Annotated in this window: 21 protein-coding genes; 15 read left to right on the top strand and 6 right to left on the bottom strand. The window is 71.5% G+C overall.

From position 1 onward, the window contains the following. Positions 1 to 104 precede the first annotated feature (104 nt). Positions 105 to 914, top strand: a complete 810-nt coding sequence (locus CHR28_RS13840) for a hypothetical protein (protein WP_094053894.1) — start codon at positions 105 to 107, stop codon at positions 912 to 914. Here the strand turns inward: CHR28_RS13840 and CHR28_RS13845 are convergent. Then, positions 838 to 2,157 (bottom strand): D-arabinono-1,4-lactone oxidase, encoded by a 1,320-nt coding sequence (locus CHR28_RS13845; RefSeq protein WP_094053895.1) that lies wholly within the window; start codon positions 2,155 to 2,157, stop codon positions 838 to 840. The genes CHR28_RS13840 and CHR28_RS13845 overlap by 77 nt on opposite strands. Beyond that, complete coding sequence (locus tag CHR28_RS13850; protein ID WP_094053896.1) at positions 2,117 to 3,355, bottom strand: MFS transporter; 1,239 nt, start codon at positions 3,353 to 3,355, stop codon at positions 2,117 to 2,119. Before CHR28_RS13850 ends, CHR28_RS13845 begins: the two co-directional genes overlap by 41 nt. 170 nt (positions 3,356 to 3,525) lie before the next feature. On the opposite strand from CHR28_RS13850, the gene CHR28_RS13855 reads away from it, so the two are divergent. After that, a complete protein-coding gene (locus CHR28_RS13855; protein WP_094053897.1) occupies positions 3,526 to 4,653 on the top strand; it encodes a ferrochelatase in 1,128 nt (375 codons plus the stop codon). Positions 4,654 to 4,661: 8 nt separating this feature from the next. Further along, complete coding sequence (locus CHR28_RS13860) at positions 4,662 to 5,477, top strand: inositol monophosphatase family protein (protein WP_094053898.1); 816 nt, start codon at positions 4,662 to 4,664, stop codon at positions 5,475 to 5,477. A gap of 212 nt (positions 5,478 to 5,689) precedes the next feature. Here the strand turns inward: CHR28_RS13860 and CHR28_RS37765 are convergent, their stop codons facing one another. Then, the gene (locus CHR28_RS37765) at positions 5,690 to 5,863 is read right to left on the bottom strand and encodes a hypothetical protein (RefSeq protein WP_179272427.1); all 174 of its coding nucleotides are present in this window, start codon (positions 5,861 to 5,863) and stop codon (positions 5,690 to 5,692) included. Between the two features lie 411 nt (positions 5,864 to 6,274). On the opposite strand from CHR28_RS37765, the gene CHR28_RS13865 reads away from it, so the two are divergent. The 4 genes from CHR28_RS13865 (at position 6,275) to CHR28_RS13880 (ending at position 9,857) form a co-directional block, all read left to right on the top strand. Beyond that, the gene (locus CHR28_RS13865; RefSeq protein WP_003993508.1) at positions 6,275 to 6,928 is read left to right on the top strand and encodes a response regulator transcription factor; all 654 of its coding nucleotides are present in this window, start codon (positions 6,275 to 6,277) and stop codon (positions 6,926 to 6,928) included. Positions 6,929 to 6,934: 6 nt separating this feature from the next. Beyond that, positions 6,935 to 8,167 (top strand): sensor histidine kinase, encoded by a 1,233-nt coding sequence (locus CHR28_RS13870; protein WP_094053899.1) that lies wholly within the window; start codon positions 6,935 to 6,937, stop codon positions 8,165 to 8,167. A 405-nt stretch (positions 8,168 to 8,572) separates the two neighbouring features. Further along, on the top strand, positions 8,573 to 8,869 hold the full coding sequence (locus CHR28_RS13875) for a DUF4193 domain-containing protein (protein ID WP_003993510.1): 297 nt from the start codon (positions 8,573 to 8,575) through the stop codon (positions 8,867 to 8,869). A gap of 13 nt (positions 8,870 to 8,882) precedes the next feature. Then, a complete protein-coding gene (locus CHR28_RS13880; RefSeq protein ID WP_094053900.1) occupies positions 8,883 to 9,857 on the top strand; it encodes a hypothetical protein in 975 nt (324 codons plus the stop codon). Positions 9,858 to 9,923: 66 nt separating this feature from the next. Here the strand turns inward: CHR28_RS13880 and CHR28_RS13885 are convergent, their stop codons facing one another. Continuing rightward, the gene (locus tag CHR28_RS13885; protein ID WP_094053901.1) at positions 9,924 to 10,382 is read right to left on the bottom strand and encodes a DUF3093 domain-containing protein; all 459 of its coding nucleotides are present in this window, start codon (positions 10,380 to 10,382) and stop codon (positions 9,924 to 9,926) included. A gap of 58 nt (positions 10,383 to 10,440) precedes the next feature. Between CHR28_RS13885 and CHR28_RS13890 the strand changes: the two genes are divergently transcribed. From CHR28_RS13890 to CHR28_RS13925, 8 genes are all read left to right on the top strand, one after another. Continuing rightward, positions 10,441 to 11,025: a PaaI family thioesterase gene (locus CHR28_RS13890; protein WP_094053902.1), complete on the top strand. Its 585-nt coding sequence runs from the start codon at positions 10,441 to 10,443 to the stop codon at positions 11,023 to 11,025. Between the two features lie 11 nt (positions 11,026 to 11,036). Continuing rightward, on the top strand, positions 11,037 to 11,573 hold the full coding sequence (gene dut, locus CHR28_RS13895) for a dUTP diphosphatase (protein WP_179272428.1): 537 nt from the start codon (positions 11,037 to 11,039) through the stop codon (positions 11,571 to 11,573). Between the two features lies 1 nt (position 11,574). Then, positions 11,575 to 12,327, top strand: coding sequence for a DUF3710 domain-containing protein (locus tag CHR28_RS13900; RefSeq protein ID WP_094053904.1), 753 nt, complete (start codon positions 11,575 to 11,577; stop codon positions 12,325 to 12,327). A 158-nt stretch (positions 12,328 to 12,485) separates the two neighbouring features. Next, complete coding sequence (locus tag CHR28_RS13905; RefSeq protein ID WP_094053905.1) at positions 12,486 to 13,670, top strand: alginate lyase family protein; 1,185 nt, start codon at positions 12,486 to 12,488, stop codon at positions 13,668 to 13,670. A 132-nt stretch (positions 13,671 to 13,802) separates the two neighbouring features. Beyond that, positions 13,803 to 16,346, top strand: a complete 2,544-nt coding sequence (locus tag CHR28_RS13910) for a sensor histidine kinase (RefSeq protein ID WP_094053906.1) — start codon at positions 13,803 to 13,805, stop codon at positions 16,344 to 16,346. Further along, a complete protein-coding gene (locus CHR28_RS13915; RefSeq protein WP_094053907.1) occupies positions 16,343 to 17,026 on the top strand; it encodes a response regulator in 684 nt (227 codons plus the stop codon). Before CHR28_RS13910 ends, CHR28_RS13915 begins: the two co-directional genes overlap by 4 nt. 53 nt (positions 17,027 to 17,079) lie before the next feature. Beyond that, positions 17,080 to 17,478 carry an OB-fold nucleic acid binding domain-containing protein gene (locus tag CHR28_RS13920; RefSeq protein ID WP_094053908.1) on the top strand — a complete coding sequence of 133 codons (399 nt, stop codon included), beginning with the start codon at positions 17,080 to 17,082 and terminating at the stop codon, positions 17,476 to 17,478. Between the two features lie 3 nt (positions 17,479 to 17,481). Continuing rightward, entirely contained in the window at positions 17,482 to 18,213 is a 732-nt protein-coding gene (locus CHR28_RS13925; protein WP_094053909.1) for a DUF3159 domain-containing protein, read from the top strand. 75 nt (positions 18,214 to 18,288) lie between these two features. Here CHR28_RS13925 and CHR28_RS13930 read toward each other — a convergent pair whose 3' ends face one another. Continuing rightward, a complete protein-coding gene (locus tag CHR28_RS13930) occupies positions 18,289 to 18,966 on the bottom strand; it encodes a potassium channel family protein (RefSeq protein WP_094053910.1) in 678 nt (225 codons plus the stop codon). Continuing rightward, entirely contained in the window at positions 18,966 to 19,637 is a 672-nt protein-coding gene (locus CHR28_RS13935) for a potassium channel family protein (protein ID WP_094053911.1), read from the bottom strand. The genes CHR28_RS13930 and CHR28_RS13935 overlap by 1 nt, the downstream gene beginning before the upstream one ends. Positions 19,638 to 19,882 lie beyond the last annotated feature (245 nt).

The following is a 19,882-nucleotide window of genomic DNA, read 5'->3' on the forward strand; positions in this document are numbered from 1 at the left end:
AAGGGTTTCGGTCGCACGTCCCCTTCTTGTGCAGTTGATCGACCATGTACGGGAAAGGCAGGCAAGGTCCGGGGATGCGTGAAAGGCCCGATGGTGTCGGCGAGATGGGCGAACCCGAGACGGGGACGTCCAGGAGGATCGATCTGAACGTGTCGCAGGTCGCCGGTGGCGCCCTGGCGGCGGTGCTCGCGGCCAAACTGGCCTCGTACTTCGGGGTGTACGGCACGATCGTGGGCGCCGGCGTGGTCAGTGTCGTCGCCACCTGCGGCGGTTCCCTCTTCCAGCACTTCTTCAAGCGCACCGGCGAACAACTCCGCGGTGCGACGGCCACGACCCCGGGGCCGGCGGCCGCGTCGGCGCCGCAATCGCCTCCGCCGCCCGGCGAGTTCACCACCGGCACCGTCTACCGCGCCCGGGCCCGGGGCTGGAAGCGGCCGGTGCTCGCGGCGGCCCTCGTCTTCGGTGTCGCGATGGCCGGAATCACCACCTACGAGCTGGCGTCCGGCCACAACCTCGGCGGCGGTCGCAGCACCACCGTCGGTGACGCCTTCTCCGGCGGCGGCGACTCCTCGCGGGACTCCGGCGGTTCGGAGAAGTCGGGCACCTCGGGCGACTCCAGGACGCCCGGGGGTTCCGACGCGGGTTCGGAAGGTGACGGCGGCGCCTCGGATGTTCCGTCCACCGGCTCCGCACCGGGCGGGGGTGCCTCGCCTTCCCCGCGTGGCTCCGCTGACTCGGGCGATTCCGGTGACTCCGGCGGTACGGCGTCCCCTTCCACGCCGGCGCCGGACACCACCGGAGGCGAGGACCCGGAGCGCACCACCCCCAGCGCGTCGCCTACGCCCCCAGCACCCTCCGCAAGTAGTCGTTCCGGAACAGCCGATCGGGATCCAGACGGTCCCGCAGCGCCGTGAACTCGCCGAAGCGCGGATACACCCGGGAGAAGTACTCCGCGTCCCGGGTGTGGATCTTGCCCCAGTGCGGACGGCCCTCGTGGGCGGTGAAGATGCGCTCGGCCGCGGTGAAGTAGCGGTGGTAGGGCGTGCCCCGGAACATGTGCACGGCGACATAGGCGCTGTCGCGGCCGGAGGCGGTGGAGAGGGTGATGTCGTCGGCGGGCGCGGTGCGCACCTCAACGGGGAAGCTGACCTTGAGGCCCGAGCGGTCCACCATGGTCCTCAGTTCGCGCAGCACCTCGACGACGGCGGCGCGCGGGACGGCGTACTCCATCTCCACGAAGCGCACCCGGCGCGGGGAGGTGAAGACCTTGTAGGGGATGTCGGTGTAGGTCCGCGCGGACAGGGCCTTGCTGGAGATGCGGGCGATCGAGGGGATCGTCGCGGGCACCGCCCGGCCCACCCAGTTGGCCACCTGGAACACCCCGTTGGAGAGGAACTCGTCCTCGATCCAGCCCGTGACCTGCGGCACCGGCTGCTCCGGGCCCGCGCTGCGGTTGTTGCGCTTGGTGTTGGTGCTGCCGGTGTGCGGGAACCAGTAGAACTCGAAGTGCTCGTTCTCGGCCCAGAGTTCCTCGAAGTCCGCCAGGACCCGGTCGAACGGCATCGGTTCCTCGCGGGCCGTGAGCAGGAAGATCGGCTCCACGGCGAACGTGAGCGCGGTGACGATGCCCAGGGCGCCCAGGCCGATGCGGGCGGCCGCGAAGACCTCCGGGTTCTCCTTCTCGGAGCAGGTGAGGACCGAGCCGTCGGCCGTGACCAGTTCCAGGCCCTTGATCTGCGCGGCGATCGAACCGGAGTCGCGGCCCGTGCCGTGCGTGCCCGTGCCGGTGGCGCCGGAGACGGTCTGCTCCATGATGTCGCCCATGTTGGTCAGCGACAGGCCCTCGCGCGCCAGCGCGACATTGAGTCTCTTGAGCGGGGTGCCGGCCTCCACCGTGACCGTCATGTTCTCGCGGTCGATCCGGCGTATGCCGGTCAACAGTTGAGGGCGGATCAACACACCGTCGGTCGCGGCTATGGACGTGAAGGAGTGGCCCGAGCCGACGGCCTTCACCGTCAGGCCGTCCTCGGCGGCCTGACGCACGGCGTCGGCCAGCTCGTCGACGGAGGCCGGGGTGACCTCCCGCGCGGGGCGCGCCGAGACGTTGCCGCCCCAGTTACGCCACGTGCCGTTCTTTCCGTTCGCTGTGCTGCTCAACGGAGCCTCCCCGACCCGGAGCCGGCCGCGTGAGCCGGCGGTAACCGAGGAAACCCACCGCGACCGCGACGGCACCGGACACCGCCGGAACCCCGTACCCGGCGCGCGCGCCGGCGGCGTCGATCACCCAGCCGGCCGCGGAGGAGCCGAGCGCGACCCCCACCGCGAGACCGGTGCTCACCCAGGTCATGCCCTCGGTGAGCTGCGCGCGTGGTACGTGCTCTTCGATGAGGGACATCGTCGTGATCATCGTCGGCGCGATGGACAGACCCGCAACGAACAGCGCCACGGCCAGGAACGGCAAGTTTCCGACCAGTAGAAGTGGGATCATACTCACGGCCATGGCGCACACGCCCAGCAACCACCGACGTTCCGGTGCCCCGGCGAAGTGCATCAACCCGTAGACCATGCCCGCCACACAGGAACCCGCCGCGTACAGCGCGAGGACGACGCTCGCGGCCGCCTTGTGCCCCTCCTCGTCGGCGAAGGCCACGGTCACCACGTCGACCGCGCCGAAGATCGCCCCGGTGGCGACGAAGGTGGCCACCAGGACCTGCAGCCCGGGTGCGCGCAGCGCGCTGCCACCGCCCTTGCGCTCGCGCGGATGCGGCTCGGGCTCGGTGGCGCGCTGCGCGGTCAGCCAGAACACGCCCACCGCGAGGAAGCAGGCGGCGAGCAGCGGACCGGCCTCCGGGAACCAGGCCGTGGACAGGCCGATGGAGATGATCGGCCCGAAGATGAAGCACACCTCGTCCACCACGGACTCGAACGAGTACGCGGTGTGCAGCTGCGGCGTGCCCCGGTACAGGGTCGCCCAGCGGGCCCGGATCATCGCGCCGACGCTCGGCACGCAGCCGATGCCGACGCAGGCCACGTACAGGACCCAGTCCGGCCACCCGTAGTGCGCGGCGAGCAGCAGCAGGGCCGCCGCCGCGAGCGAGACCAGCGTCGCCGGGCGCAGCACCCGCCGCTGCCCGTACTGGTCCACCAGGCGCGAGACCTGCGGTCCGGCCACCGCCGCGGCCAGCGCGATCGTCGCCGACAGGGCACCGGCCAGGCCGTACCGCCCGGTGAGCTGGGAGACCATCGTGACCACGCCGATGCCCATCATCGACAGCGGCATCCGGCCGAGGAAGCCCGCGGCGGAGAAGCCCTTGGTGCCGGGGGCGGCGAACAGGGCGCGGTAAGGGCTGGGCAACGGGGACTCCGAAAGGCTCAGTAAGCTGCGAACGCAGTCGACACAGCTTACGGCTCCGCGCGTCTCTGGCGCACCTGTTCGACCATCCCCGAGGCCGGCCCGCCAGCGCGCCGCGCGGGTGCCACCCCGCCGTTTCCCGGCTGTCAGTGCAGGGTGGCAGGATCGGAGTCATGCCAGACGCGCGTGATGTCACCCCCTACGACGCCCTGCTCCTGCTCTCCTTCGGCGGCCCGGAGGGCCCGGACGACGTGGTCCCGTTCCTGGAGAACGTGACCCGCGGGCGCGGCATCCCCACCGAGCGCCTCAAGGAGGTCGGCCGGCACTACTTCCTCTTCGGCGGGGTCAGCCCGATCAACGACCAGAACCGCGCCCTGCTGGACGCCCTGCGCAAGGACTTCGCCGAGCACGGCCTGGACCTGCCGGTCTACTGGGGCAACCGCAACTGGGCGCCGTACCTCACCGACACCCTGCGCGAGATGGTCCGCGACGGCCGCCGCCGCATCCTGGTCCTGGCCACCAGCGCCTACGCCTCGTACTCGGGCTGCCGCCAGTACCGCGAGAACCTCGCCGACGCGCTCGCCGCCCTGGAGAGCGAGGGCCTGGACCTTCCGAAGATCGACAAGCTGCGGCACTACTTCAACCACCCGGGCTTCCTGGAGCCCATGATCGACGGGGTCATCCGCTCCCTGGAGGAGCTGCCCGAGGACGTCCGCGACGGGGCGCACCTCGCCTTCTCGACGCACTCGATCCCCACGTCCGCCGCCGACACCTCCGGGCCCGTGGAGGGCCACGGCGACGGCGGCGCGTACGTGCGGCAGCACCTGGACATGGCGAAGCTGATCGCCGAGGCCGTCCGGGAGCGCACCGGCGTCGACCACCCCTGGCAGCTCGTCTACCAGTCCCGCTCCGGCGCCCCGCACATCCCGTGGCTGGAGCCCGACATCTGCGACCACCTGGAGGAGCGGCACGCGGCCGGCGTCCCGGCCGTCGTGATCGCCCCCATCGGCTTCGTCTCCGACCACATGGAGGTCCTCTACGACCTCGACACGGAGGCCGAGGCCAAGGCGGAGGAGCTGGGGCTGCCGATGCGCCGCTCGGCCACCGTCGGGGACGACCCGAGGTTCGCCGCCGCGGTCCGCGAGCTCGTCCTGGAACGCGCCGCCGCCGAGCGCGGGCAGGAGGTCACGCCGTGCGCCCTGGGCGCGCTCGGCGCGAGCCACAACCTCTGCCCGGTCGGCTGCTGCCCGGCCCGCGCCCCCCGGCCCGCCGCCGCGGGCGCCGACAGCCCCTACGCGTGAGGAGCCCCGTGACCGACCCCCTGCACTCGGATCTGCTCGCACTCGCCCAGGAGGCCGCCCGCCGCGCCGGCGCGCTGCTGCGGGACGGCCGCCCGGCCGACCTGGCGGTCGCCGCGACGAAGTCCAGCCCCATCGACGTCGTCACGGAGATGGACATCGCGGCGGAGAAGCTGATCACGGGACTGATCGCAGAGCACCGCCCGGACGACGGCATCCTCGGCGAGGAGGGCGCCTCCACCGAGGGCACCAGCGGCGTCCGCTGGGTGATCGACCCCCTCGACGGCACGGTCAACTACCTCTACGGACTGCCCACCTGGTCCGTCTCCGTCGCCGCCGAACAGGACGGCGAGACCGTGGTCGGAGTCGTCACGGCCCCGATGCGCGGCGAGACGTTCCACGCGGTGCGCGGGCACGGCGCCTGGGCCACCGGCGCCTGGGACGGCGAACGCCGGCTGGCCTGCCGCCCCGCGCCGCCCCTGGACCAGGCCCTGGTCTCCACCGGCTTCAACTACGTCGCCGAGGTCCGCGCCCACCAAGCGGAGGTCGCCCGGCGGCTGATCCCGCTGCTGCGCGACATCCGGCGCGGCGGTTCGGCGGCGGTCGACCTGTGCGACTTGGCCGCGGGACGCCTCGACGGCTACTACGAGCGCGGACTGCACGCCTGGGACCTCGCGGCGGGCGACCTGATCGCCCGGGAAGCGGGCGCGCTGACCGGTGGACGCCCCGGAGAGCGCCCCTCGGGCGACCTGACGGTCGCCGGGACCCCGGGCGTCTTCGAGCCCCTCCAGCGCCTCCTGGAGGACTTCGGCGCCTGGCACGACTGAGAGGCCCCCCGCCGGCCGGCGGAACGGCGGCAGCGCCACGGCGAACGACGGCCGGCGGAAGGCAGCAGCACCGCAAGGCCCGGCGAACGACGGCCGGCGGTACCTCGAACACCCCGTGAACACCGCCGAGGGCACCGTCGTGAACACCGCCGTGAGACAAAGCGGCGGGCTCCGGCGCTGGATTCGCCGGGGCCCGCCGTACAAGCCTTGAGTCAGACGCTCGTCGCGCCGACCTCCACACCGTGCTCGGCGGCGAGACGGCGCAGGTCATCGAGCTCACCCTGCTCCACCTCGACGAGGAACTCGTCGCCCTCGTCGCGAGCCCGGGACAGATCGGACTCGGTCGCCCTTATGCGCTGCAGAAGTCCTGCGGTGAATGCGTCCATGCTGCGCCCCCTCGTCCTGGGTCGTGGATAGATGGCACGGGGGTGTGCCGATCGGAAGGGACGATCACGTCTCCTGCGGATGCCCAGCGCCGCTCGGCTGGGCGGCGGCGGTGCCGGACACCCACGCCCGCTCTGCGGAAAAGCGGATGGTGCGCACCGCATGGTGGTGCGGTACCTGCAGAGAGTGATCGTGGGATGTAAAGCCGTCCTCCCCAAGCTCCCTTCCGTGGAAACCTAACCGGGGGAGAAAATCTCTTATTCCCCGCCGCCTCCACGGCCCCGCACCCGCCTTACCTCCGACTTATGGCCGAAAAGGGCAGGATGGAGGGCAACACACCGACACCGTCGAACCCCCTGCCCGCGTGCGCCCGAAGAGCGCTGTGCGGGCGGACATCAGGAAGGACAAGGGACGTGCGCGTACTCGTCGTCGAGGACGAGCAACTGCTCGCCGATGCGGTGGCCACCGGACTGCGCCGGGAGGCCATGGCGGTCGACGTCGTCTACGACGGTGCGGCCGCCCTGGAACGCATCGGCGTGAACGACTACGACGTGGTCGTCCTCGACCGCGACCTCCCGCTGGTGCACGGCGACGACGTCTGCCGCAAGATCGTCGAACTCGGCATGCCCACGCGCGTGCTGATGCTCACGGCCTCCGGCGACGTCAGCGACCGTGTGGAGGGTCTGGAGATCGGCGCCGACGACTACCTGCCCAAGCCGTTCGCCTTCAGCGAGCTCATCGCCCGCGTCCGCGCCCTGGGCCGGCGCACCAGCGTGCCCCTGCCGCCCGTGCTGGAGCGCGCCGGCATCAAGCTCGACCCCAACCGCCGCGAGGTCTTCCGCGACGGCAAGGAGGTCCAGCTCGCGCCGAAGGAGTTCGCCGTCCTGGAGGTGCTGATGCGCAGCGAGGGCGCCGTCGTCTCGGCGGAGCAGCTCCTGGAGAAGGCGTGGGACGAGAACACCGACCCGTTCACCAACGTCGTGCGCGTGACGGTCATGACCCTGCGCCGCAAGCTCGGCGAGCCGCCCGTCATCGTCACCGTCCCCGGCTCCGGCTACCGGATCTGATCCCCCGTGGCAGCGACCCCCGCGCCTCCGCAGGCGCCCCCGAAGCCCACCTGGGATCCCAGAAGGCCCGTACCGCCCTTCCCCTGGCTGCGCCCCACCATCCGCATACGGCTCACGCTGCTGTACGGCGGCATGTTCCTGATCGCCGGCATCCTGCTGCTGTCGATCATCTACCTGCTCGCGGCGCAGGCGCTGAACGTGGGCAGTGACCTGCCGTTCAAGATCGTCGAGGGCAAGGTCACCAGCGACATCTGCAACCTGCCCGACCAGGCCTCGCCCAGCGAGTTCAACAACGCGATGAACCACTGCGTCAACGAGCAGCGGCAGAACGCCCTGGACAACCTGCTCAGCCGCTCGCTGCTGGCGCTGCTGGGCCTGGCGGTCATCGCCTTCGCCTTCGGCTACGCCATGGCGGGGCGCGTCCTGTCGCCGCTGGGCCGGATCACCCGCACCGCCCGCGCGGTGGCGGGCTCGGACCTCTCCCGCCGGATCGAGCTGGACGGCCCGGACGACGAGCTGAAGGAGCTGGCGGACACCTTCGACGACATGCTGGAGCGGCTCCAGCGCGCCTTCACCGCCCAGCAGCGCTTCGTCGGCAACGCCTCGCACGAGCTGCGAACGCCGCTGGCGATCAACCGCACCCTGCTGGAGGTGCACCTGTCCGACCCGGGCGCCCCGGTGGAGCTCCAGCAGCTCGGCAAGACCCTGCTGGCCACCAACGAGCGCAGCGAGCAGCTGGTGGAAGGGCTGCTGCTGCTCGCCCGCAGCGACAACCAGATCGTCGAGCGGGGCCCGGTGGACCTGGCCGAGGTCGCCGGGCAGGCCATCGACCAGGTCCACGGCGAGGCCGAGGCCAAGGGCGTGACCATCCGCGGCGAACAGAAGCCCGCAGTCGTCCAGGGCAACGGCGTGCTGCTGGAGCGGATCGCGCTGAACCTGCTGCAGAACGCCGTGCGCTACAACGTGCCCGAGGGCGGCTGGGTCGAGGTCACCACCGACGTCCAGCACGGCCAGGCGGTCCTGATCGTGTCCAACACGGGCCCGGTGGTGCCGGCGTACGAGATCGACAACCTCTTCGAGCCGTTCCGGCGGCTGCGCACCGAGCGCACGGGCAGCGACAAGGGCGTCGGGCTCGGTCTGTCGATCGTCCGCTCCGTGGCCCGGGCACACGGCGGGCACATCTACGCCCAGCCTCGTGATGGAGGGGGGCTCGTGATGCGAGTCACGCTGCCCATCTGAGATCATGGCGCCGATCAACTCGGCGACACACGGGGATGTTCGCTTTGCGCGGAATTTCGCAAGGTTCGCCGCACCAGCCCCGTGTGTGATCGATCACAGGGGCGCCTTTCCGGCCATCTACTCTCCGTGATCATGCACCCTGTCGGAAAGCCGGGAAAATCCCGGTTTTCGAGGGTCTTGATCACGGGAAGTACACGGTGAGACGCCTTTGAAGTGCGGCATTCGGACCGTGTACGGTCCCCATCGCCATCCAAGCCGATCACTCGTGAGGAGTCCGGTTGGGTGTCGATTGAGTAACAGACCTTGATGTGAGGCAAAATCTCCGCCTCAGGTCGGGCACAAGTCCGGCCTCTCACGCGTTACGTGCGCTGGAGACACCGCAGACACCCAGAGGGGGAGAGCGACATGGCAACCGATTACGACACTCCACGCAAGACCGACGACGACGTCGACTCGGACAGTCTCGAAGAACTGAAGGCCCGGAGGAACGACAAGTCGGCCTCCGCCGTGGACGTCGACGAGTTCGAGGCCGCGGAAGGCCTCGAGCTGCCCGGGGCGGACCTCTCGAACGAGGAGCTGGCCGTCCGGGTGCTTCCGAAGCAGCAGGACGAGTTCACGTGCATGAGCTGCTTCCTGGTGCACCACCGCAGCCAGCTGGCCCGGGAGAAGAACGGTCAGCCGATCTGCCGCGACTGCGACTGAGGGCGGGTCGGCCGTGACTGGCTCGACCCCTCCCTGGAAGCGCCGCTTCTCCAAGCGGAAGGCGGACGAAGGGCCGATCGACGACGGCCCGCAGTACGGCGCGCGTGACGACGGGCGAGGCTCCACCGGTACGGGGGCGGCCTCGCTCGAACCGGCAGCGGACCGGGGTGACCTCCCGGCGTCCGTGGACGTCCCCGCACCCGTCGCCAGGCGGCGGGCGGGGGCGATCCGGGAGCGGGCCAGGCAGAGCGCCCTCAAGGGCGGCGAGAGGGCCCGTGCGGGCCTCGCCTATCTCGCCGACCGGATCATCGAACTGGCCCCGCGGGTCCCCGTACGGGACCTGGCGACGCTGCGCAGGCAGTTCCCCGGCCTCGGGCCCGAGGAGCTGGCGGACAAGCTCGTCGCGGGCGCCGCGAAGGCGACGGCGACGGTCGGAGCCGGCGTCGGCGCGGCGGCCATGCTGCCCGTGCCGCCCGCGATGCCGACGGAACTGGCCGCCGAGGTCACCGGCGTCGCCGCGATCGAGCTCAAGCTGATCGCCGAACTCCACGAGGTCTACGGCGTACGACCGCCCGGCAACCTCAAGCAGCGCAGCACCGCGTACCTCGACTCGTGGTCGGGGGAGCGCGGCATCGACGCGACCAAGCCGTCGACCTTCAACACGGCGCTGAACAGCCGCATGAAGCGCGAGCTGCGCCAGCGGATCATGAAGCGGATGGTCCGCAACATGCCCAACCTGATCCCGTTCATGGTGGGAGCCGCCGTCGGCGCGGCCATGAACCGCAGCGAGACGAGAAAGCTCGCCGGACGGATCCGTGCGGACCTGCGCAAGGTCCAGGTGCCCTGGGACGCCCTGGAGGCGCTGCCCACCCTGGAGCAGCCGGCGGACGCCCTTCCGATGGGCGAGATCACCCACGACCCCCTGGGCCACCACGACGACCGCGAGCACCGCGGAAGAGACGCCGGACAGCAGGACGGCGGGCACTGAGGCCCGTCGTCCGCCGGGTGTCCTCCGGGGAGATCCGCCTTGCGGGGGAGGCCCCGAGCGGCTGTGCTACTGCGCCTTCGCGGCGCGCAGCGCCTGCGCCAGCCGCTCCGGCTCGCGCGTCGACAGGTACAGGTAGGGCGTCGGGTCCTGCGGGTCCGTGACCTCCACGCGCAGGGCCGTGGGGATGTAGGCGCGCAGCAGCAGGAAGGCACGCGGGTCGGCCTTGTGCGTGCGCCAGGCGCGGGCCTCCTCCGCGTCCAGCACCTCCGCCTCGCCCAGGGCCGCCACCGGGATCCGCGCCTCGCCGGCGATCAGGGCGTCGCCCACGACACGGATGCGGACCGCACCGTACGAACTCGCGGCGACGGCCGCGACCGCGGTGCCCCCGGCCAGCCCGCCGAGCATCGGCAGCGTGCCGAACGGGAGCAGGACCAGGGCCATGGAGACGCCCACGAGGAACGAGATCAGCCACCAGGTCCGCGGGGCGGTGAGGCGTTCTTCGTAGGGGGCGGCGGAGAGCTGCATGGAGCCAAGCTTGGCACGGTGTCCGCGGCGGGCCGACGCGCGGGTAAGGTCTGCGCCTGTGAGTGGTACTTCCGCAGCTCTTCAGCCCCCGGCCGACGCCGTGCCGCCCGTACGTCATCCGGACGCCCCGGCACCGGGAGAACTCCTCGGCGCGCACTACGGCCAGTGTTTCGGCTGCGGCGGTGACCAGCCGCACGGGCTGCACCTGGAGGCCCGGGCCGGCGAGGGCGTCTCCCTCACCGCCGAGTTCACCGTGCAGCCCGCGCACCAGGGGGCGCCGGGCCTGGCGCACGGCGGTGTGCTCGCCAGTGCCCTGGACGAGACGCTCGGCTCGCTGAACTGGCTGCTGCGCACGATCGCCGTGACCGGCCGGCTGGAGACCGACTTCGTGCGGCCCGTGCCCGTCGGCACCACGCTGCACCTGGAGGCCGAGGTGACGGCCGTGGCCGGGCGGAAGATCTACTCGACCGCCACCGGCCGGGTCGGCGGCCCCGAGGGCCCCGTCGCCGTGCGCGCCGACGCGCTCTTCATCGAGGTGAAGGTCGACCACTTCGTCGACCACGGCCGCCAGGAGGAGATCCAGGCGGCCATGAACGACCCGGACCAGGTCCGGCGCGCCCGTGCCTTCGAGGTGAACCCGTGAGCCGCCGGCCCGTGGACGTGCTGATCCGCCGCGTCGACCCGGACGTACCGCTCCCGTCGTACGCGCATCCCGGTGACGCGGGGGCCGATCTGCGCACCACCGAGGCGTGCGAACTGGCGCCCGGGGAGCGGGCCGTGCTGCCCACGGGGGTGTCTGTGGCGCTGCCGGAGGGGTACGCGGCCTTCGTGCACCCGCGATCCGGCCTGGCCGCGCGCTGCGGCGTCGCCCTGGTGAATGCCCCGGGGACGGTTGATGCCGGGTACCGTGGGGAGATCAAGGTGATCGTGGTGAATCTCGACCCGCGCGAGGCCGTGCGGTTCGAGCGCTTCGACCGGATTGCCCAACTGGTCGTCCAGCAGGTCGAGAGGGTCCGCTTCCAGGAGGTGGCGGAGCTTTCCGGCTCCGCGCGGGCCGAGGGGGGCTTCGGGTCCACCGGAGGCCACGCGGCGGTGGACGGGACGAGCGGCACAAGCGGTCAGGCCGCCCTGGGCGGTCAGGCGGGTGGGAATCGATACGCTTCGGTCGTATCCGACCGGGAAGGACAGTGACGTGTTCGGACGTCGCAAGAAGAGGGATGCCGCCGAGGACGCGGCCGGCGAGGCCGAGCAGGTCGTCGACGGTGTCGACACTGAGGCGGACGAAGAGGGCGGGCGCCTGAGGCTCGAACCGGCGCCGCGCCCCGACGGACCCTGGGACAGCTCCGAGGTGCGCGACCCGGCCGAGGGCCGGGTCGACCTGGGAGGCATGTTCGTGCCGGGCGTCGACGGCATGGAGCTCAGGGTCGAGGTCGCGGGCGACGCGATCGTCGCGGCGACGGTCGTGCTGCGCGACAGCGCCATCCAGCTGCAGGCCTTCGCCGCACCCAAGCGCGAGGGCATCTGGGGCGAGGTGCGCGAGGAGATCGGCACCGGCATCACCCAGCAGGGCGGCATCGTCGACGAGGTCGAGGGTCCGCTCGGCTGGGAGCTGCGCGCCCAGGTCCCGGTCCAGCTGCCGGACGGCACCGGCGGCTTCCAGGTCGTGCGGTTCGTCGGCGTGGACGGCCCCCGCTGGTTCCTGCGCGGCGTGATCTCGGGCCAGGGCGCGGTGCAGCCGCAGGCCGCCGGGCTGCTGGAGCAGATCTTCCGGGACACGGTCGTGGTGCGCGGCGAGGGCCCGATGGCGCCCCGCGACCCGATCGTCCTGAAGCTGCCGAACGACGCCCAGATGGTTCCCGAGGGCGTGCAGCAGGAGGAGGGCTCCCGTTTCGCGGGCGGAATGGGCCAGCTCCAGCGCGGACCGGAGATCACCGAGGTCCGCTGACCGACGAGGACACCAGGGCCGCATCCCAGCAGGGGTGCGGCCCTTTCTCGTGCGCGGAACCTTGACGGCGCATTGGTCTGTACCTACCGTCTCCGACCAACGCGCCCGTTCATAAAGGCGCTTCACGTTCACATACGAGAACGGAAGGCCCCCCACACATGCGCAGAACCGCTCTCTTCGCGGCCGCGGCCGCCCTCGTCGCCGGTGTCCTCGCCTGGCCCGCCGGCGCCGCACCCAGTGCCCCCGCCGCCCCCGCGGCCTTCGTCCACCCCGGAGTCACCGTCTCCAAGGGGCAGTTGGACTTCGCCCGGTCCCAGGTCAACGCCGGCGCCCAGCCCTGGAAGGGCGCCTTCGACCGGATGATGGCGAGCAAGTACGCCGACCTGAACCGCACGCCCAAGCCCCGGGCGGTCGTCGAGTGCGGCTCGTACTCCAACCCCAACTACGGCTGCACCGACGAACGCGAGGACGCGATCGCCGCGTACACCCAGGCCCTGGCCTGGTACATCACGCGCGACGAACGGCACGCGCGCAAGGCCATCGAGCTGATGGACGCCTGGTCCGCCGTGATCCGCGACCACACCAACAGCAACGCGCCCCTGCAGACCGGCTGGGCCGGATCCTCCTGGCCCCGGGCCGCCGAGATCATCAAGCACACGTACACCGGGACCTGGGCAAACTCCGGCCGCTTCGCCACCATGCTCCGCACGGTCTACCTGCCGGAGATCATCAACGGCTCCAACTCCAACGGCAACTGGGAGCTGTCGATGATGGAGGCCGCCGTCGGCATCTCCGTCTTCCTGGAGGACAAGGCCTCCTACGACAAGGCCATGGCGAAGTTCCGCACCCGCACGGCCGCCTACATCTACCTGGAGTCCGACGGCGCGCTGCCCAGGACCGTGCCCAGCCAGAACCTGGACACCCGGGACAAGATCGTCAAGTACTGGCAGGGGCAGTCGACCTTCGTCAACGGGCTCAGCCAGGAGACCTGCCGCGACTTCACCCACACCGGCTACGGCCTCTCGGCCATCTCGCACGTCGCCGAGACCAGCCGGATCCAGGGCCAGGACCTCTACGGCACGGACGTCGGGGAGCGGCTGCGCCACGGCCTCGGCTTCCACGCCAAGTACGAGCTCGGCGGCGCCGTCCCGAGCTGGCTGTGCGGCGGCTCGCTCAAGCCCGGACTCGGCCCGATCACCGAGGTCGGCCACAACGCCCTCGCCAACCGCCTCGGGCACGCCATGACCAACACCGAGACGCTGACCCTGCGCGGCCGCCCCGCCGGCAGCAACAACCTCTTCGTCGCCTGGGAGACCCTCACCCACGGCGACAACCCCGCCTGAGGCCCCCGACCGGCCGGGCGCGTCAGGGTTCCGTCAAAGACGGCCCCGCGGACCCGCCCGGCACCGGCACGCCGCCCCGGCCGGCCGTAAGGTCGACGCTGCGCAGGCAGCAGACCGGAAGACAATGGGGCCATGGCACGCGGCAAGCTACGGATCTACCTCGGTGCGGCACCGGGCGTCGGCAAGACGTACGCGATGCTGTCCGAGGCGCACCGCCGCGTGGAGCGGGGCACGGACTGCGTGGTCGCCTTCGTCGAGCACCACGACCGGCCCCGCACCGAGGTGATGCTGCACAGTCTGGAGCAGGTGCCGCGCCGGGAGCTGGAGTACCGCGGCGGCGTCTTCCCCGAGATGGACCTCGACGCCGTGCTCGCCCGCCGCCCCCGGGTCGCCCTCGTGGACGAACTCGCCCACACCAACGTCCCCGGCTCCCGCAACGCCAAGCGCTGGCAGGACGTGGAGGAACTGCTGGCGGCCGGCATCGACGTGGTCTCGACCGTCAACATCCAGCACCTGGAGTCCCTCGGCGACGTCGTCGAGTCGATCACCGGCGTACGGCAGCAGGAGACCGTGCCGGACGAGGTGGTACGGCGGGCCGACCAGGTCGAGCTGGTCGACATGTCGCCCGAGGCGCTGCGGCGCCGGATGGCGCACGGCAACATCTACCAGCCCGACAAGGTCGACGCGGCCCTGTCGAACTACTTCCGCCCCGGCAACCTCACCGCCCTGCGCGAGCTGGCCCTGCTGTGGGTGGCCGACCGGGTCGACGCCCACCTCACCCGGTACCGCAGCGAGCACCGGGTGTCGCGGATCTGGGGCTCACGCGAGCGGATCGTGGTCGGCCTGACCGGCGGCCCCGAGGGCCGCACCCTCATCCGCCGCGCCGCCCGGCTGGCCGAGAAGGGCGCCGGCGGCGAGGTGCTCGCCGTCTACATAGCGCGCAGCGACGGGCTGACCTCCGCCTCGCCCAAGGAACTGGCCCTCCAGCGCACCCTGGCCGAGGACCTCGGCGGCACCTTCCACCACGTGGTCGGCGACGACATACCGGCCGCGCTGCTCTCCTTCGCCCGCGGGGTGAACGCCACCCAGATCGTGCTCGGCTCCTCCCGCCGCAAGACCTGGCAGTACGTCTTCGGACCCGGCGTCGGCGCCACCGTCGCGCGGGAGTCGGGACCCGACCTCGACGTGCACATCGTCACCCACGACGAGGTCGCCAAGGGCCGCGGCCTGCCGGTGGCCCGGGGCGCGCGCCTCGGGCGGTCCCGGCGGGTGTGGGGGTGGATCACCGGTGTCGCCGGGCCCCCGGTGCTGACGGCGCTGCTGAGCACCGTCGACCTCGGCCTCGCCAACGACATGCTGCTGTTCCTGGCCCTGACGGTGGCGGCGGCCCTGCTCGGCGGGCTGCTGCCCGCCCTGGCCTCGGCGGCCGTCGGGTCGCTGCTGCTGAACTACTTCTACACACCGCCCCTGCACCGGTGGACCATCGCCGACCCGAAGAACATCGTCGCCATCGTGATCTTCGTGGCGGTCGGCGCGGCCGTGGCCTCCGTGGTCGACCTCGCCGCCCGCCGCACCCATCAGGCGGCCCGGCTGCGCGCCGAGTCGGAGATCCTGTCGTTCCTCGCCGGCAACGTCCTGCGCGGCGAGACCGGCCTGGAGGAACTGCTGGAACGGGTCCGGGAGACCTTCGGCATGGAGTCCGCCGCCCTGCTGGAACGCGAGAGCGACGTCGAGCCGTGGACCTGCGCGGGCCGCGTCGGCCAGGGGCGCCCCGTCGAGCGGCCCGACCAGGCGGACGTGGACATGCCGGTCGGGGACCACATGGCCCTCGCGCTGACCGGCCGGGTCCTGCCCGCCGAGGACCGCCGCGTGCTGGCCGCCTTCGCCGCCCAGGCCGCCGTCGTACTGGACCGGCGCAGGCTGCGGGAGGAGGCCGACCGGGCCCGGGCGCTCGCCGAGGGCAACCGGATCCGCACGGCGCTGCTGGCCGCCGTCAGCCACGACCTGCGCACGCCGCTGGCCGGGATCAAGGCGGCGGTCTCCTCGCTGCGCTCCGAGGACGTGGAGTGGTCCGAGGAGGACCGGGCCGAATTGCTGGAGGGCATCGAGGAGGGCGCCGACCGGCTCGACCACCTCGTCGGCAACCTGCTCGACATGTCCCGCCTGCAGACCGGCACCGTCACCCCGCTGATCCGCGAGATCGACCTCGACGAGGTGGCGCCGATGGCGCTCGGCGGGGTGCCCGAGGGCAGCGTCGAACTGGACGTGCCGGAGAGCCTGCCCATGGTCGAGGTGGATCCGGGACTGCTGGAGCGGGCCATGGCCAACCTCGTCGAGAACGCCGTCAAGTACGGTCCGCCGGGCGTGCCCGTGCTGGTCGCCGCCAGCGCGCTCGCCGACCGGGTGGAGGTGCGCGTGGCCGACCGGGGGCCGGGCGTCCCGGACACGGCCAAGGACCGCATCTTTGAACCCTTCCAGCGCTACGGCGACGCCCCGCGCGGCGCCGGCGTGGGGCTGGGACTCGCGGTCGCCCGCGGCTTCGCCGAGGCCATGGGCGGCACCCTCAACGCCGAGGACACCCCGGGCGGCGGACTCACCATGGTCCTCACCCTCCGCGCGTCGGGAACGCGCCCGGGCGCCCTCCCCCTGGCAGAACCCGAAAGGCAGGTGTCATGACCCGCGTCCTGGTGGTCGACGACGAGCCGCAGATCGTGCGCGCCCTCGTGATCAACCTCAAGGCACGCACGTACGAGGTCGACGCGGCCCACGACGGTGCCACGGCCCTCCAGCTCGCCGCGGCCCGCCACCCCGACGTGGTCGTCCTCGACCTCGGGCTGCCCGACATGGACGGCGTCGACGTGATCCGGGGCCTGCGCGGCTGGACGCGGGTGCCGATCCTGGTGCTGTCCGCGCGGCACTCCTCCGACGAGAAGGTCGAGGCGCTGGACGCCGGTGCCGACGACTACGTGACCAAGCCCTTCGGCATGGACGAGCTGCTGGCGCGGCTGCGGGCCGCCGTGCGCCGGGCCGAGCCGGCCGGTACCGGTGAGGGCGACGTGATCGTGGAGACCGGCGAGTTCACGGTCGATCTGGCCGCCAAGAAGGTCCAGCGCGCAGGCAGGGACGTCCGGCTGACCCCCACCGAGTGGCACCTGCTGGAGGTCCTGGTGCGCAACAGCGGCCGCCTGGTGGGGCAGAAGCAGCTGCTGCAGGAGGTGTGGGGGCCGTCGTACGGGACGGAGACCAACTATCTGCGCGTGTACATGGCGCAGCTGCGCAGGAAGCTGGAGGCGGATCCGTCCCATCCCAAGCACTTCGTCACCGAGCCGGGGATGGGCTACCGGTTCGAGAAATAGGGTCCTCACCACAGCGCTACGGAGATGTCGGCAGGCCCCGGTACGCTTCAGATATGAGTGCTGTTCCTCGTTCCGAAAAGCCGGCGGGCCGGTTCCGGCGCATGCTTGACCGGCTCTCCTCGTCGCAGGAGGACCTGGAGTCCGAGGAACTGCGGGAGGACACCGCGACGGCCGGCTGCACCCGGATCGGAGACTGCCAGGACCGCCAGATAGTGACGGTTACTGGTACCTTGCGCACGGTCACCCTGCGGCCGCGGGCCGGAGTCCCGGCGCTGGAGGCCGAGCTGTTCGACGGCTCGGCGGCGCTGGACGTGGTGTGGCTCGGCCGGCGCTCCATCGTCGGCATAGAGCCGGGCCGCAAGCTGATCGCATCGGGCCGGATCTCCATGAGCCGGGGCCGCCGGGTGCTGTTCAATCCCAAGTACGAACTGAGACCCCTCGGACGGGAGTAGCCGGTGACGTCGCTCGACAAGCCGACCGAAGAGAATTCTGCGGACGACGCCCGGGCGGTGACCGAGGCCGCCCTGTTCGAGGCGTTCGGCGGCGTGCGGGGCATGGTCGAGACGGTGGTGCCCGGCCTGCTCTTCGTCACCATCTACACGATCAACAAGGACCTGCACCTGTCGGCGATCGCGGCGCTGGCCGTGTCGCTGGTGCTGGTCGTGGTCCGGCTGGTGATGAAGGACACCGTCAAGCACGCCTTCAGCGGTGTCTTCGGCGTGGCCTTCGGTGTCGTCTTTGCGATGATGACCGGCAACGCCAAGGACTTCTACCTGCCCGGCATGCTCTACACGCTGGGCCTCGGCCTCGCCTACGTGATCACCGCCCTGTGCGGGGTGCCGCTGATCGGGCTGATCCTCGGGCCGGTGTTCAAGGAGAACCTCTCCTGGCGCACGCGGAATCCGGGGCGCAAGAAGGCGTACACCAAGGCCAGTTACGCCTGGGGCGCGATCCTGCTCGCCAAGTGCGCGATCCTCTTCCCGCTGTACTGGTGGGCGGACACCACGCAGCTGGGCTGGGTCCTGGTCGCTTTGAAGATCCCGCCCTTCCTGCTCGCGGTATGGCTGACCTGGGTCTTCCTGGCGAAGGCGCCCGCGCCCATCGACGTGTTCGCGGAGATGGAGGCGGAGGAGAAGGCCGCCGAGGAGAGGGAGCGGCAGTCCGCCGCCCGGTCCGCCGAGCAGTGATCGCGGACAGCTGAGCGAAAGGGGAGGGGCGTCCCGACTGGTTCGGGACGCCCCTTCCGTCTGCCCGGCCCGCGGTCAGCTCGCCGCGTTGTCCCGGCGTACCGACAGCAGGTCCTCCAGCTGCTCCTCACGGGCCTGCGCGGCCACGAAGAGGAGTTCGTCGCCCGCCTCCAGCGAGTCCTCCCGGGAGGGCGTCAGGACGCGCGTGCCGCGGATGATCGTGACCAGGGACGTGTCCTCGGGCCAGTCGACGTCGCCCACCTGCGTGCCGGCCAGGGCCGACTCCTCCGGCAGGGTCAGCTCGACGAGGTTGGCGTCGCCGTGGCTGAAGCGGAGCAGGCGGACCAGGTCGCCCACGCTCACCGCCTCCTCGACCAGGGCCGACATCAGACGTGGCGTGGAGACGGCGACGTCCACGCCCCAGGACTCGTTGAACAGCCACTCGTTCTTCGGGTTGTTCACCCGGGCGACGACGCGCGGGACGCCGTACTCCGTCTTGGCCAGCAGCGAGACGACCAGGTTGACCTTGTCGTCGCCCGTCGCGGCGATCACGACGTTGCAGCGCTGGAGCGCCGCCTCGTCCAGGGACGTGATCTCGCACGCGTCGGCCAGCAGCCACTCGGCCTGCGGGACGCGCTCGACCGAGATGGCGGTCGGCGCCTTGTCGATCAGCAGGACCTCGTGGCCGTTCTCCAGCAGTTCGCCCGCGATCGAGCGGCCGACCGCGCCGGCTCCGGCAATGGCGACCCTCATCAGTGACCGCCCTCCTCTTCGGGACCCTTGGCGAACGCCGCCTCGACCTTGTCGACCTCGTCGGTGCGCATCATCACGTGCACCAGGTCGCCCTCCTGGAGAACCGTCTGCGAGGTGGGCAGGACCGCCTCGCCGAGCCGGGTCAGGAACGCCACGCGCACGCCGGTCTCCTCCTGGATCCGGCTGATCTTGTGGCCGACCCAGGCGGTGGAGGTGTGCACCTCGGCGAGCTGGACACCGCCGGTCGGGTCGCGCCACAGCGGCTCGGCGCCGGAGGGGAGCAGCCGGCGCAGCATCTGGTCGGCCGTCCAGCGCACGGTTGCGACGGTGGGGATGCCCAGGCGCTGGTAGACCTCGGCGCGGCGCGGGTCGTAGATGCGCGCGGCGACGTTCTCGATGCCGAACATCTCGCGGGCCACGCGAGCGGCGATGATGTTGGAGTTGTCACCGCTGGAAACGGCGGCGAAGGCGCCGGCCTCCTCGATGCCCGCCTCCCTCAGGGTGTCCTGGTCGAAACCGACCCCGGTGACGCGGCGGCCGCCGAAGGAGGACCCCAGGCGGCGGAAGGCGGTGGGGTCCTGGTCGACCACGGCGACGGTGTGGCCCTGCTGCTCCAGGTTCTGGGCGAGGGCGGAACCGACCCTTCCGCAACCCATGATGACAATATGCATCGCGTCACACCGCGCTTCCTGCAGGCCCTCTGACCTTCATGAATGTCGTGCTCATGTCTCTCTTTCGGCTGGCCGGGCAACACGTCGCGGCCTGAGTGCGGGCCGCCAGGCAACATCATGCCGGTGAAATCACGCCATGATGCCCTCCGGGGGCGGTGCCGCGTCCGGCTGCCCGACTCCAACGTATCGGCAAAGGCGGGGGCGTTGCCGGGGCCCCGGTGAGGGCCCGGCGGGGGAGGAGACTG

The organism is Streptomyces sp. XY006 (genome assembly GCF_002237655.1).
GTDB lineage: Bacteria > Actinomycetota > Actinomycetes > Streptomycetales > Streptomycetaceae > Streptomyces > Streptomyces levis.

Excerpts from the sequence above, each read along its gene's own strand:
- CHR28_RS13840 (WP_094053894.1), top strand. The coding sequence starts at position 105 with ATGGGCGAACCCGAGACGGGGACGTCCAGGAGGATCGATCTGAACGTG.
- CHR28_RS13855 (WP_094053897.1), top strand. The coding sequence starts at position 3,526 with ATGCCAGACGCGCGTGATGTCACCCCCTACGACGCCCTGCTCCTGCTC.
- CHR28_RS37765 (WP_179272427.1), bottom strand. The coding sequence starts at position 5,863 with ATGGACGCATTCACCGCAGGACTTCTGCAGCGCATAAGGGCGACCGAG.
- CHR28_RS13875 (WP_003993510.1), top strand. The coding sequence starts at position 8,573 with ATGGCAACCGATTACGACACTCCACGCAAGACCGACGACGACGTCGAC.
- CHR28_RS13885 (WP_094053901.1), bottom strand. The coding sequence starts at position 10,382 with ATGCAGCTCTCCGCCGCCCCCTACGAAGAACGCCTCACCGCCCCGCGG.
- CHR28_RS13905 (WP_094053905.1), top strand. The coding sequence starts at position 12,486 with ATGCGCAGAACCGCTCTCTTCGCGGCCGCGGCCGCCCTCGTCGCCGGT.
- CHR28_RS13910 (WP_094053906.1), top strand. The coding sequence starts at position 13,803 with ATGGCACGCGGCAAGCTACGGATCTACCTCGGTGCGGCACCGGGCGTC.
- CHR28_RS13915 (WP_094053907.1), top strand. The coding sequence starts at position 16,343 with ATGACCCGCGTCCTGGTGGTCGACGACGAGCCGCAGATCGTGCGCGCC.
- CHR28_RS13920 (WP_094053908.1), top strand. The coding sequence starts at position 17,080 with ATGAGTGCTGTTCCTCGTTCCGAAAAGCCGGCGGGCCGGTTCCGGCGC.
- CHR28_RS13930 (WP_094053910.1), bottom strand. The coding sequence starts at position 18,966 with ATGAGGGTCGCCATTGCCGGAGCCGGCGCGGTCGGCCGCTCGATCGCG.
- CHR28_RS13935 (WP_094053911.1), bottom strand. The coding sequence starts at position 19,637 with ATGCATATTGTCATCATGGGTTGCGGAAGGGTCGGTTCCGCCCTCGCC.